Origin of the sequence: Pseudomonas kulmbachensis (genome assembly GCF_963681935.1) — a bacterium.
GTDB lineage: Bacteria > Pseudomonadota > Gammaproteobacteria > Pseudomonadales > Pseudomonadaceae > Aquipseudomonas > Aquipseudomonas kulmbachensis.
This window is the reverse complement of sequence record NZ_OY817088.1, coordinates 4,114,413-4,127,560: the sequence shown is the minus strand read 5'-3', so window position 1 is coordinate 4,127,560 and position 13,148 is coordinate 4,114,413. Positions and strand designations below refer to the sequence as shown.

9 protein-coding genes and 1 pseudogene are annotated in these 13,148 nt (G+C 56.6%); all 10 read left to right on the top strand.

Annotated features, from left to right (window positions below):
• Position 1 precedes the first annotated feature (1 nt).
• A pseudogene (lpxD, locus tag U5A05_RS19085) lies at positions 2–1,056 on the top strand (UDP-3-O-(3-hydroxymyristoyl)glucosamine N-acyltransferase).
• A 109-nt stretch (positions 1,057–1,165) separates the two neighbouring features.
• On the top strand, positions 1,166–1,606 hold the full coding sequence (gene fabZ / locus U5A05_RS19080; RefSeq protein WP_261739444.1) for a 3-hydroxyacyl-ACP dehydratase FabZ: 441 nt from the start codon (positions 1,166–1,168) through the stop codon (positions 1,604–1,606).
• Positions 1,603–2,379, top strand: coding sequence for an acyl-ACP--UDP-N-acetylglucosamine O-acyltransferase (gene lpxA, locus U5A05_RS19075; RefSeq protein WP_261739443.1), 777 nt, complete (start codon positions 1,603–1,605; stop codon positions 2,377–2,379). The genes fabZ and lpxA overlap by 4 nt, the downstream gene beginning before the upstream one ends.
• 2 nt (positions 2,380–2,381) lie before the next feature.
• Positions 2,382–3,512 (top strand): lipid-A-disaccharide synthase, encoded by a 1,131-nt coding sequence (lpxB, locus tag U5A05_RS19070; protein WP_321834346.1) that lies wholly within the window; start codon positions 2,382–2,384, stop codon positions 3,510–3,512.
• Between the two features lie 11 nt (positions 3,513–3,523).
• A complete protein-coding gene (rnhB, locus tag U5A05_RS19065) occupies positions 3,524–4,141 on the top strand; it encodes a ribonuclease HII (protein ID WP_261739441.1) in 618 nt (205 codons plus the stop codon).
• A gap of 78 nt (positions 4,142–4,219) precedes the next feature.
• A complete protein-coding gene (gene dnaE, locus U5A05_RS19060; RefSeq protein WP_261739440.1) occupies positions 4,220–7,741 on the top strand; it encodes a DNA polymerase III subunit alpha in 3,522 nt (1,173 codons plus the stop codon).
• A 184-nt stretch (positions 7,742–7,925) separates the two neighbouring features.
• A complete protein-coding gene (locus U5A05_RS19055) occupies positions 7,926–8,873 on the top strand; it encodes an acetyl-CoA carboxylase carboxyltransferase subunit alpha (RefSeq protein WP_261739439.1) in 948 nt (315 codons plus the stop codon).
• Positions 8,874–8,986: 113 nt separating this feature from the next.
• Entirely contained in the window at positions 8,987–10,303 is a 1,317-nt protein-coding gene (gene tilS / locus U5A05_RS19050; protein ID WP_321834342.1) for a tRNA lysidine(34) synthetase TilS, read from the top strand.
• Positions 10,304–10,575: 272 nt separating this feature from the next.
• Positions 10,576–12,207 carry a CTP synthase gene (locus tag U5A05_RS19045; RefSeq protein ID WP_261739437.1) on the top strand — a complete coding sequence of 544 codons (1,632 nt, stop codon included), beginning with the start codon at positions 10,576–10,578 and terminating at the stop codon, positions 12,205–12,207.
• A 5-nt stretch (positions 12,208–12,212) separates the two neighbouring features.
• Positions 12,213–13,058 carry a 3-deoxy-8-phosphooctulonate synthase gene (kdsA, locus tag U5A05_RS19040; protein ID WP_060694718.1) on the top strand — a complete coding sequence of 282 codons (846 nt, stop codon included), beginning with the start codon at positions 12,213–12,215 and terminating at the stop codon, positions 13,056–13,058.
• The last annotated feature ends 90 nt before the right edge of the window (positions 13,059–13,148 follow it).

Below are 13,148 nucleotides of genomic sequence, written 5' to 3'. Positions count from 1 at the left end.
TATGACTGCGACTATAAAACTCGGCCAATTGGCCGAGTTCCTTGGAGCCACATTGCGTGGCTCTGCGGAGAAAGAAATCACTGGGCTAGCCACTTTACAAGAGGCTGGCCCAGCTCAGTTGAGCTTTCTGGCCAACCCCCAATACCGAAAATTCCTCGTTGATTGCCATGCCGGGGCTGTATTGCTCAAGGCTGCAGACGCCGAGGAGTATGTCGGGGATGCGCTGGTTGTACCCGATCCGTATCTGGCTTATGCCCGAATTTCCCATCTGTTTGACCCCAAGCCCAAAGCGGTTGCCGGCGTTCATCCAACGGCAGTGATTGCTGCTGACGCGGTGGTTGATCCTGCAGCATGCATTGGTGCCTTTGCTGTGATCGAAAGCGGTGCGCGCATCGCTGCTGGCGTCACGGTCGGGCCTCATTGCTTTATCGGGGCTCGCTGTGTAATTGGCGAAGACGGCTGGCTGGCTCCGCGTGTGACGCTTTATCACGATGTTCGCATCGGTCAGCGTGTGGTTATTCAGTCGGGTGCCGTGCTGGGTGGCGAGGGTTTTGGCTTTGCCAACGAGAAGGGTGTTTGGCAAAAGATCGCTCAAATCGGTGGTGTAACCATCGGTGATGATGTCGAAATCGGTGTTAATACCGCCATCGACCGCGGTGCTTTGGCCGACACACTGATCGGTAATGGCGTCAAGCTGGATAACCAGATCCAGATCGCACACAACGTTCAGGTGGGTGACCATACGGCCATGGCCGCCTGTGTCGGGATTTCCGGTAGCACTAAAATCGGCAAGCACTGCATGTTGGCGGGTGGTGTCGGTTTGGTTGGGCATATTGAAATTTGTGACAATGTGTTCTTGACTGGCATGACGATGGTGACCCACTCGATTACCGAGCCAGGCGCCTATTCTTCCGGTACGGCTATGCAACCAGCCGCTGAGTGGCGCAAGAGTGCGGCACGTATTCGTCAGCTGGACGACATTGCCAGACGGTTGAAACAACTGGAAAAGCGCGTCGGTAAGTGACCCCCGGCGGCAAAGCTTCTTCAAAAGGCTAATACAATTTCCATATCAAGCGTGCTGAACCCCTGGTTTGCTTCCTTGATTTGCTAGAGGAGCGCGCCTTAGTCGCGCGCGCCCAATCTTTATTACAGGCTTCCCCACGAAATGATGGACATCAACGAGATTCGCGAATATCTGCCCCACCGTTACCCGTTCCTGCTGGTGGACCGAGTGGTGGATCTGGATGTCGAGAACAAGCGCATTCGTGCCTACAAGAATGTCAGCATCAATGAGCCTTTTTTTAACGGCCACTTCCCGGCGCACCCGATCATGCCCGGTGTGTTGATCATTGAAGCGATGGCTCAGGCTGCCGGCATTCTTGGCTTCAAGATGATGGATCTCAAGCCGGCTGACGGCACACTGTATTACTTCGTAGGCTCCGACAAGCTGCGCTTCCGTCAGCCTGTGCTGCCGGGTGATCAGTTGATCCTTGAAGCCAAGTTCGTGAGCTGCAAGCGCTCCATCTGGAAGTTCGAGTGTCAGGCCACGGTGGATGGCAAGCCGGTATGCTCGGCTGAAATCATCTGTGCGGAACGCAAACTATGAGTTTGATTGACCCTCGCGCAATCATCGATCCGACGGCCATATTGGCCGACGACGTCGAGGTCGGCCCTTGGTCGATCGTCGGCGCAGGTGTGGAAATCGGCGAGGGGACAGTGATTGGGCCGCATGTGATTCTCAAGGGCCCAACCAAAATCGGTAAGCACAACCGTATCTACCAGTTTTCATCGGTGGGCGAAGACACGCCTGATCTCAAGTACAAGGGTGAGGAAACTCGCCTGGTTATCGGTGATCACAACGTTATTCGTGAAGGTGTGACGATTCATCGCGGAACCATTCAGGACCGTGCCGAGACCACGCTGGGTGATCACAACCTGGTGATGGCCTATGCCCATATCGGGCATGACAGCGTGATCGGCAACCACTGCATTCTGGTCAACAACTCAGCGTTGGCGGGCCATGTGCATATGGGCGATTGGGCGATCCTGTCAGGTTTTACCCTGGTTCATCAGTTTTGCCATATCGGCGCCCACAGCTTTTCGGGCATGGGCACCGCCATCGGCAAGGATGTTCCTGCGTTTGTGACTGTGTTCGGCAGCCCTGCCGAAGCCCGCAGCATGAACTTCGAAGGTATGCGCCGTCGCGGTTTCAGTGATGACGCCATTCATGCGTTGCGTCGTGCCTATAAAGTGGTCTACCGCCAGGGGCTGACCGTTGATCAGGCACTTGCCGAGTTGGCCGAGCCTGCTCTGCTGTTCCCTGAAGTTGCCATGTTTGTTGAGTCCATTCGCTCTTCCACCCGCGGCATTACGCGCTAGTCATGGCCAGATTGCGTATCGCGCTGGTAGCGGGGGAGGCCTCGGGCGACATTTTGGGCTCGGGATTGATGCGGGCACTCAAGGCTCAGCATTCTGATATCGAATTTATCGGCGTTGGCGGTCCGTTGATGGAAGCAGAGGGTATGACCTCCTACTTCCCGATGGAGCGTTTGTCGGTGATGGGGCTGGTTGAGGTGCTGGGGCGTCTGCGTGAGCTGCTCAAGCGCCGCAAGCTCTTGGTTCAGACATTGATTGCCGAAAAACCCGATGTGTTTATCGGTATTGATGCACCTGATTTTACCCTCAATATTGAACTTCAATTGCGCCGTGCCGGAATCAAGACCGTGCACTACGTCAGCCCTTCGGTATGGGCCTGGCGTCAGAAGCGCGTGCTGAAAATTCGCGAAGGCTGCGATTTGATGCTCACACTGTTGCCTTTTGAAGCCAAGTTTTACCAAGAGCACGGCGTACCTGTGCGTTTCGTCGGGCACTCGCTGGCCGACACTATCCCGCTTGAAGCAGATAAAGCCGGTGCTCGCGTTGAACTGGGTCTGCCTGACGGGCCGTTGGTCGCTTTGATGCCCGGTAGTCGCGGCGGTGAAGTGGGCAAGCTTGGTGGGTTGTTTCTCGATGCGGCGCAAAAAATCCGCGAAGCCCGGCCTGATGTGCGTTTTGTATTGCCGTGTGCGAGTGCCGCGCGCCGTGAGCAAATCGAGCAGTTGCTGGTTGGGCGCGACCTGCCGCTGACCTTGCTTGATGGTCAATCACACCTGGCACTGGCAGCCTGCGATGCGGTGCTGATTGCATCCGGCACTGCCACGCTGGAAGCCTTGCTCTACAAGCGGCCGATGGTGGTGGCTTATCGCCTGGCTCGGTTGACGTTCTGGATTCTCAAGCGCCTGGTCAAAAGTCCGTACGTGTCGCTGCCCAACTTGCTGGCTCAGCGGATGCTGGTGCCCGAGCTGTTGCAGGACGCTGCGACGCCTGAAGCCCTGGCCCAGACCCTGCTGCCCCTGCTGGACGGCGGTGAAGAGCAGACTCGCGGCTTTGACGAGATTCATCGCACATTGCGCCTCGACGCTTCCAATCAGGCCGCCAAAGCGGTACTGGACCTGATTGCACAATCCAAGTGAGTAAAGTAACCATGCAAATCGGATTGGACTTCAATCTGGTCGAAGACCTTGTTGCCGGTGTCGATGAGGTGGGTCGCGGCCCACTGTGTGGCGCCGTGGTGACTGCTGCCGTTATTCTTGACCCCAATCGGCCTATCGTCGGGCTCAACGATTCGAAAAAACTCACCGAAGCGCGTCGTGAAAAACTTTATGACGAAATCTGTGAAAAAGCCCTGAGCTGGTGTATTGCTCGGGCCGAAGTCGAAGAGATCGACGAGCTGAATATTTTGCACGCCACCATGCTAGCCATGCAGCGTGCAGTCGAAGGGCTGAGCATTACCCCTAAACTGGCGATGATCGACGGTAATCGCTGCCCCAAGTTGGCAATGCCTGCTGAAGCCGTTGTTAAAGGCGATAGCAAGGTTCCGGCGATTGCGGCGGCGTCGATTCTGGCCAAGGTCAGCCGTGACCGTGAAATGGCTGCATTTGAGTTGCAGTATCCGGGCTATGGTATCGGAGGTCACAAGGGTTACCCAACACCGGTGCACCTCGAAGCCCTTGAGCGTCTTGGCCCGACACCCATTCACCGGCGTTCGTTTGGTCCGGTGCGTCGTGCCTATGAGGCCCTTGAAGGTCTCGCCAAGGTTTAGCCGCAAGGCTGATGTTTTTGCCAAGGCCCGGTACAATCCGGGCCTTGTTGTTTCTCAAAGCTTATAGACAGGATCACCATGCCGGCTTCATTCGTTCACCTGCGCCTGCACACTGAATACTCCCTGGTCGATGGCCTGGTGCGGATCAAACCGCTGATCAAAACCCTGGCCGGCATGAATATGCCCGCTGTCGCGGTGACCGATCAGAACAACATGTGCTCCCTGGTCAAATTCTACAAAGCGGCCATGGGCGGCGGGATCAAGCCGATCAGTGGCGCGGATCTGTGGTTGTCGAACAAGGACCCGGAAAACCCGCTGAGTCGTATCAGTCTGTTGGCGATGAACCCTTTGGGTTATCGCAACCTCACCGAGCTGATCTCCCGTGGTTACATCGATGGTCAGCGCAATGGCCAGGTGATCATTGAGCGCGAGTGGGTAGCCGAGGCTGCTGCAGGCCTGATCATGCTTTCGGCAGCGAAAGAGGGCGAGATAGGTGTTGCGCTGATCAGTGGCAACACTGAAGAAGCCGAGACCCTGGCCCGCGAATGGATGGCGGTGTTCCCGGACCGTTTTTATCTGGAAATTCAGCGCACCAAGCGCCCAAACGACGAAGAGCATCTGCATGCTGCCGTAGCCCTGGCGGACAGGATTGGCGCGCCGCTGGTGGCGACCAACGATGTGCGTTTTATCAAGCAGCAGGATTTCGAAGCTCACGAAACCCGCGTGTGCATTGGTGAAGGCCGGGCCCTGGATGATCCGCGCCGCTCCAAGAACTACAGCGATCAGCAGTATCTGAAAAGTGCCGAGGAAATGGCCGAGCTGTTCAGTGATCTGCCTGAGGCGCTGGCAAACACGGTTGAAATCGCCAAGCGCTGCAATATTGAAGTCAAGTTGGGCACTCACTTTTTGCCCAACTTCCCGATTCCCGATGGCATGACCATCGATGAGTATTTCCGCAAAGTATCGTTTGATGGCCTGGAAGATCGCCTGAGCGTTCTGCTGCCCAAGGACACCACCGAAGATTACGACGCCAAGCGTCAGGTGTATGTCGACCGGCTTAATTTCGAGCTGGATATCATCATCCAGATGGGGTTCCCCGGTTACTTCCTGATCGTTATGGACTTTATCCAGTGGGCCAAGAGCAACGGTGTGCCGGTAGGGCCGGGCCGTGGTTCGGGTGCAGGGTCGCTGGTGGCCTATGTGCAGAAGATTACTGACCTTGATCCGTTGGAATACGACCTGCTGTTCGAGCGATTCCTTAACCCGGAACGGGTATCGATGCCCGACTTCGACGTCGACTTCTGTATGGATGGTCGCGACCGGGTCATCGAGTATGTGGCCGAAAAATACGGTCGTAACGCGGTAAGCCAGATCATCACCTTTGGTTCGATGGCCGCCAAGGCGGTAATCCGTGACGTGGCGCGGGTGCAGGGCAAGTCCTACGGCCTGGCGGATCGTCTGTCGAAGATGATTCCGTTTGAAGTCGGCATGACCCTGGAAAAAGCCTACGAACAGGAAGAAATCCTGCGTGACTTCATCAAGGTCGATGAAGAAGCAGCTGAAATCTGGGAAATGGCCCGCAAGCTTGAGGGCGTTGTGCGTAACGTCGGCAAGCACGCCGGTGGTGTGGTTATCGCGCCGACCAAACTGACAGACTTCTCGCCGATTTACTGCGACGAAGAGGGTGGCGGTCTGGTTACCCAGTTCGACAAGGATGACGTTGAGTCTGCCGGTCTGGTGAAGTTCGACTTCCTCGGTCTGCGGACCCTGACGGTTATCGACTGGGCCCTGAAAACCATCAACCGCGAGCGTGCCAAGGTTGATGAGCCACCGCTGGATATCGCTTTTATCCCGCTTGACGACAAACCGACCTACCAGTTGCTGCAAAAGGCCGAGACCACCGCGGTGTTCCAGCTTGAGTCGCGTGGCATGAAAGAGCTGATCAAAAAGCTCAAGCCCGACTGCCTGGAAGACTTGATCGCATTGGTGGCCTTGTTCCGTCCAGGCCCATTGCAGTCAGGCATGGTTGACGACTTTATCAACCGTAAGCACGGCCGGGCCGAACTGGCATATCCGCACTCGGACTATCAGTACGAAGGGCTCAAGCCCGTACTGGCACCGACCTACGGCATCATCCTGTATCAGGAACAGGTGATGCAGATTGCCCAGGTCATGGCCGGTTATACCCTCGGCGGCGCTGACATGCTGCGTCGGGCCATGGGCAAGAAAAAACCCGAAGAAATGGCCAAGCAGCGCGGCGGCTTTATTGAGGGTTGTGCCAACAACAATATTGATGGCGACCTGGCCGGTAACATTTTCGACCTGGTGGAAAAATTCGCCGGTTACGGCTTTAACAAATCCCACTCCGCTGCCTACGGCCTGGTGTCATACCAGACCGCATGGCTGAAAACCCACTACCCGGCGCCGTTTATGGCTGCGGTACTGTCGGCGGATATGCACAACACCGACAAAGTCGTGATCCTGATCGAAGAAATTCGCAGCATGAAGCTGCGTCTCGACGCGCCGGATGTGAATGCTTCGGAGTTCAAGTTCACGGTGAACGACGAAGGCCGGATCATTTACGGTCTGGGGGCAATCAAGGGGGTAGGTGAGGGGCCGGTTGAGGCGATTACCGAAGCGCGCCAGGACGGTCCATTCACGGATCTGTTCGACTTTTGTGCCCGGGTAGACCTTAAACGCATCAACAAGCGCACGCTTGATGGCCTGATCCGAAGTGGCGCGCTGGACCGTTTGGGGCCGTTCTTTCATGACGAGCCCAAAGCCTGGCAGGCCAGCATCGACCAGAACCGCGCAGTGTTGTTGTCGGCGCTGGAAGAAGCGATCAAGGCGGCCGAGCAGACCGCGCGCACCCATGACAGCGGTCACGCTGACCTGTTTGGCGGGTTGTTTGTCGAGGTCGATGCGGACGTCTATGCCAATCACCGCAAGGCCAAGGAACTGACGCTCAAGGAGCGACTCAAAGGCGAAAAGGACACGCTGGGCCTGTATCTGACCGGTCATCCGATTGATGAGTATGAAGGCGAAATTCGCCGCTTTGCCCGTCAGCGCATCATTGATCTGAAACCTGCGCGCGACACTCAGACCGTGGCCGGGATGATCATCGCGTTGCGAGTGATGAAGAACAAAAAGGGCGACAAGATGGGCTTCATCACCCTTGACGATCGTTCGGCACGGATTGAGGCCTCGCTGTTTGCCGAAGCTTTCCATTCGGCGCAATCGCTGTTGCAGACTGATGCGATGGTGGTGGTCGAAGGTGAAGTCAGTAATGACGATTTCTCTGGCGGGCTGCGATTGCGAGTCAAGCGGGTGATGAGCATGGAAGATGCGCGCACCAGTCTGGCTGAAAGCTTGCGATTGAAAGTCAACCGGGCCGCGCTTAAGGGTGATCAATTGCGCTGGTTGGGCGAGTTGTTAAAGAAACATCGCGGTGCGTGTCCGATTACCATGGACTACACCGGCGAAGACGCCAAGGCCATGTTGCAGTTTGGCGAGACCTGGCGAATCGATCCGGCGGACAGCTTGATTCAAGCCCTGCGTGACCAGTTCGGGCGAGACAACGTCTTCCTCCAATACCGTTGACGGTCAGGGGCGATTAGCGCGCCCTGACCTCGACCTGAATTTTTAATCTCGACCTGAGAGCGCCTGTCCCTTAAGGTAGGCGCGATACAGATCAACCGGCTGCCCCAGCTCGGTTCGAAACGCCAGCAAATGCTGGGTTTCAAACCTTCTGGCATGCTTTGCCGCCGACCCAAGACGGATGCTTATGAACCCGAATTTTCTTGATTTCGAACAGCCGATTGCTGACCTGCAAGCCAAAATCGAAGAGTTGCGCTTGGTTGGTAATGACAATTCGCTGAATATCAGCGATGAAATCTCTCGTCTGCAAGACAAAAGCAAAACGCTGACTGAAGATATTTTCGGCAAACTGACCAGCTGGCAGATTGCCCGCCTGGCCCGTCACCCGCGCCGTCCATACACGCTGGACTATATTCAGCACATCTTCACCGAATTCGATGAGCTGCATGGCGATCGTCACTTCTCGGATGACGCTGCCATCGTTGGTGGTATTGCCCGCCTGGACGATCAGCCAGTGATGGTGATTGGTCACCAGAAAGGCCGTGAAGTCCGTGAAAAGGTGCGTCGCAACTTCGGTATGCCGCGCCCTGAAGGCTATCGCAAGGCCTGCCGTTTGATGGAAATGGCCGAACGCTTCAAAATGCCGATCCTGACCTTCATCGATACCCCGGGTGCTTACCCTGGTATTGATGCTGAAGAGCGCAACCAGAGCGAAGCTATTGCCTGGAACCTGCGCGTCATGTCGCGTCTGAAAACCCCGATCATCGCGACCGTTATCGGTGAAGGCGGTTCGGGTGGTGCATTGGCAATTGGCGTTTGTGACCAGTTGAACATGCTGCAGTATTCGACCTACGCAGTGATCTCGCCTGAAGGTTGTGCCTCGATTCTGTGGAAGACCGCCGAAAAGGCGCCGGACGCAGCTGAAGCGATGGGTATCACCGCTGAGCGCCTGAAAGGCCTGGGTATTGTGGACAAGGTGATTGGCGAGCCATTGGGCGGCGCGCACCGTGATCCGGCAGCAGCATCTGCCTCGATTCGTGCAGATCTGATTTCCCAGTTGGACATGCTGAACAAGCTGGACCACGAAACGCTGCTCAAGCGTCGTTATGACCGCCTGATGAGCTACGGTCTCTGATTTAGCGAAATCTGAATGTGGGAGCGAGCTTGCTCGCGATGGTATCTACGCGGTTTGTCTGAAAGACCGAGTTGTCTGCATCGCAGGCAAGCCAGCTCCCACAGGTTTTTGCAATGTCTGATTTTTCGACTCTACTTTTTGCAGCCCTGAAACCCTGGCGCAATGCCAAAGCCTGGCACGTCGCGCTGTCCGGCGGTCTGGACTCTACCGTCCTGCTGCACCTTCTTGTGCAACTTCGTCAAACCCACCCATTACCTCCAATTACCGCGATCCATGTTCATCATGGTCTTCAGGCGGCGGCTGATGCGTGGCCGGCCCATTGCCAGGTGCTGTGTGACGGGCTGAGCGTGCCGCTGCAGGTGGTTCGGGTGCAAGTTCAAGCGGGTGCCAGTATCGAGCGTGCGGCTCGGGATGCGCGCTATCAGGTGTTTGTGGTAGCTACCGGAGCTCAGGAAGTGTTGCTCACCGGGCAGCATCGCGACGATCAGGCCGAAACCCTGCTGTTTCGTTTGTTGCGCGGGGCTGGGGTCAGCGGCTTGGCGGCCATGCCGCGTCAGCGTCGTTTGGGGGCAGGGCACCTGTGTCGGCCCTTGCTGGATGTGCCTCGTGCTCAGCTTGAAACCTATGCCCGCGAGCACAATCTGAGCTGGATCGAAGACCCGTCCAACACCCAGACAGACTTTTCCCGCAATTACCTGCGCCATGAGGTATTTCCCGCTCTGCGTCGGCGCTGGCCGCAAGCCGCTGCCAGCATGGCTCGCAGCGCTGCACATTGTGCCGAGGCGCAAGGCCTGCTTGATGAGTTGGCGCAGCAGGATATTCACGCGGCAAGCGCTGCCGATGAATTTGTCTGGCTAGGCCTGCCTTCGCTGGAGCTTGCTCCGGTCGCAGCGTTGTCGCCTGCACGTCAGCGCAATGCCTTGCGTCACTGGCTGGCGGCCTTCACGCAATTGCCTGATACCGACCATTGGGCCGGGTGGGACGCATTGCGCGATGCTCGTGACGGCGCGCAGCCGGTCTGGAAACTGGCCCAGGGTGAGCTGCATCGCGCGGGTGCGCGCATCTGGTGGTTGTCCGGTGACTGGCTGTATCAGCCAACTGCGCCAGTGTCGTGGGCCCAGCCCGATCAAGTGTTGGCACTACCGGGTAACGGTCGGGTGCGCTTTGTAGGGGATATTCCCGATGGCCCCTTGCAAGTGAGCTATCGTCAAGGCGGTGAAGTGATGGCGCTGGAGCAGCGCGGTCATCGCGATCTGAAGCGGTTGCTGAACGAGCGGGGTGTTCCGTTGTTCGCCCGTGGCAGATTGCCGCTTCTGTACCGTAATGAGCAGTTATTGGCCGTGGCAAACCTCAATGGACTGGACTCCAGCCCCTGTGGACGCTGGCAATTACAGTGGCTGCCAACTTTGAGCGATCAAGGTTTGAGCTGAAAGGGGGTTTCCGGTAGACTACGCTCCCTTCTTGATACAACTTCTGTGGATTCACCAGAATTACAGAAGTTGCCGATTACCAAGCAGTCTTTGCTGGGCGATTTTAAAAAAATGTGTGGCTTGCATCGAACCGATGGTTTCCATCGGTCTGTTTCAACGCAGCAGTTTTTCGAAAGGTGCACTGTGACTAATGCTGGTGATTGGGGGCTTCGGCCTTCCTTCGCTTTCCCCGGCGGCTCTGACCGCTTTAACGCAGACTTCTAGGGTTTTTCATGACGCGCTACATCTTCGTCACGGGCGGTGTTGTTTCTTCATTGGGGAAAGGCATTGCCTCGGCTTCATTGGCAGCCATCCTGGAGGCGCGGGGACTTAAGGTCACCATGCTGAAGCTGGACCCCTACATCAACGTTGATCCGGGCACCATGAGCCCGTTCCAGCACGGTGAAGTGTTCGTCACACACGACGGCGCCGAAACCGACCTGGACTTGGGCCATTACGAGCGGTTTATCCGCACGACCATGACCCAGAACAACAACTTCACCACGGGCCGCGTTTACGAACACGTCCTGCGCAAGGAGCGCCGTGGTGATTACCTGGGTGCAACCATCCAGGTCATTCCGCACATCACCGACGAAATCAAGCGTCGAATCATCAAGGGCGCCGGCGATGCCGACGTAGCGATGGTTGAGATTGGCGGTACTGTGGGTGACATTGAGTCGCAACCGTTCCTCGAAGCAATCCGTCAGTTGCGCATCGAAGTAGGCGCCAAGCGCGCCATGCTGATGCACCTGACTCTGGTTCCGTACATCGCCACTGCTGGCGAAACGAAAACCAAACCAACGCAACACTCGGTTAAAGAGCTGCGTTCCATCGGCCTGCAGCCAGATGTATTGATCTGCCGCTCCGATCACCACGTTGATATTTCTTCGCGTCGCAAGATCGCGTTGTTCACCAACGTTGAAGAGCGTGCCGTTATTTCGCTGGAAGACGCCGACACCATCTACCGTATCCCGGGCATGCTGCACGCTCAGGGTCTGGATGATTTCGTTGTTGAGCGTTTTGGCCTGGAATGCAACAGCGCCGACCTGTCCGAATGGGAACAGGTTGTCGATGCCAAGCTCAATCCAGAGCACGAAGTCACCATCGCGATGGTTGGCAAGTACATGGAACTGCTGGACGCGTACAAGTCGCTGATTGAAGCGATGAGCCACGCCGGTATTTCCAACCGTACCAAGGTCAACCTGCGTTATATCGACTCCGAAGACATCGAAAACAAAGGCACTGAACTGCTTGAAGGCTGTGATGCCATTCTGGTTCCGGGCGGCTTCGGTCTGCGCGGCGTCGAAGGCAAGATCACGGCTGTTCAGTATGCTCGCGAGAACAAGGTTCCATACCTGGGTATCTGCCTGGGCATGCAAGTAGCGGTTATCGAGTTCGCACGTAACGTGCTGGGCTGGAAAGACGCCAACTCCACCGAGTTCGATCGCAGCAGCGGCCACCCGGTTGTAGGCTTGATCACCGAGTGGGAAGACGCCACTGGTGCAGTCGAAACCCGTACTGAAACCTCGGATCTGGGCGGCACCATGCGTCTGGGTGCCCAGGATTGCCAGCTGCAAGCCGGTTCCCTGGTTCACGATTGCTATGCCAAGGACGTGATTGTTGAACGTCACCGTCATCGCTATGAAGTGAACAACAACCTGCTGTCGCAGTTGACTGAAGCTGGCCTGAAAGTGACCGGTCGTTCCGGTGACGGCGCGCTGGTAGAAGTGGTTGAAGCTCCGGATCATCCTTGGTTCGTCGCTTGCCAGTTCCACCCGGAGTTCACCTCCACGCCACGTGATGGCCATCCATTGTTCACCGGTTTCGTCAAGGCAGCACTGGCACAACACGAGAAGAAGGCGTAATCAGCATGGCGCAAAAGATTATCCGTGTAGGCAATATCGAAATTGCCAACGACAAGCCAATGGTCTTGTTCGGTGGCATGAACGTGCTGGAAAGCCGTGATATGGCCATGAAGGTGTGTGAAGAGTACGTGCGGGTTACTGAAAAGCTCGGTATCCCTTACGTGTTCAAGGCCAGTTTCGATAAGGCCAATCGCTCATCTGTCAGCTCTTACCGTGGCCCTGGCCTCGAAGAAGGCATGCGGATTTTTCAAGACATCAAGGCCGCTTTTGGTGTGCCGCTGATTACCGACGTCCACGAACCTGCCCAGGCAGCCGTGGTCGCCGAAGTCTGCGACATCATCCAGCTGCCGGCTTTCCTGTCGCGTCAGACTGACCTGGTCGTGGCAATGGCCAAGACCGGCGCCGTGATCAACATCAAGAAAGCCCAGTTCCTTGCGCCCCAGGAGATGAAACACATCCTGAGCAAGTGCGAAGAAGCGGGCAATGATCAGTTGATCCTCTGCGAACGTGGTTCCAGCTTTGGCTACAACAACCTTGTTGTAGACATGCTGGGCTTCGGCATCATGAAGCAGTTCGAGTACCCGGTGTTTTTCGACGTGACCCACGCGCTGCAAATGCCTGGTGGTCGCTCGGATTCTGCCGGTGGTCGTCGTGCCCAGGTGACCGATCTGGCCAAGGCTGGCATCAGCCAGAGCCTGGCGGGTCTGTTCCTTGAGGCACACCCGGATCCGGACAACGCCAAATGCGACGGCCCTTGTGCCTTGCGTCTGGACAAGCTGGAGCCGTTCCTGGCCCAGTTGAAGTCTCTGGATGAGTTGGTTAAAAGTTTTCCGACAATAGAAACCGCGTAACCCTCGTTTCTCCGGTAAAGTACCGCACGATTTCTCGGGCTGATGAAGCCCGAGCCTTATCGCCCGCAAGGCTGCCTGCTGTTTGACCCT

Bases quoted from the DNA above. Each gene is read 5' to 3' on its own strand.
- lpxB (WP_321834346.1), top strand. From the start codon at position 2,382: ATGGCCAGATTGCGTATCGCGCTGGTAGCGGGGGAGGCCTCGGGCGAC.
- lpxA (WP_261739443.1), top strand. From the start codon at position 1,603: ATGAGTTTGATTGACCCTCGCGCAATCATCGATCCGACGGCCATATTG.
- fabZ (WP_261739444.1), top strand. From the start codon at position 1,166: ATGATGGACATCAACGAGATTCGCGAATATCTGCCCCACCGTTACCCG.
- tilS (WP_321834342.1), top strand. From the start codon at position 8,987: ATGTCTGATTTTTCGACTCTACTTTTTGCAGCCCTGAAACCCTGGCGC.
- dnaE (WP_261739440.1), top strand. From the start codon at position 4,220: ATGCCGGCTTCATTCGTTCACCTGCGCCTGCACACTGAATACTCCCTG.
- U5A05_RS19055 (WP_261739439.1), top strand. From the start codon at position 7,926: ATGAACCCGAATTTTCTTGATTTCGAACAGCCGATTGCTGACCTGCAA.
- U5A05_RS19045 (WP_261739437.1), top strand. From the start codon at position 10,576: ATGACGCGCTACATCTTCGTCACGGGCGGTGTTGTTTCTTCATTGGGG.
- kdsA (WP_060694718.1), top strand. From the start codon at position 12,213: ATGGCGCAAAAGATTATCCGTGTAGGCAATATCGAAATTGCCAACGAC.
- rnhB (WP_261739441.1), top strand. From the start codon at position 3,524: ATGCAAATCGGATTGGACTTCAATCTGGTCGAAGACCTTGTTGCCGGT.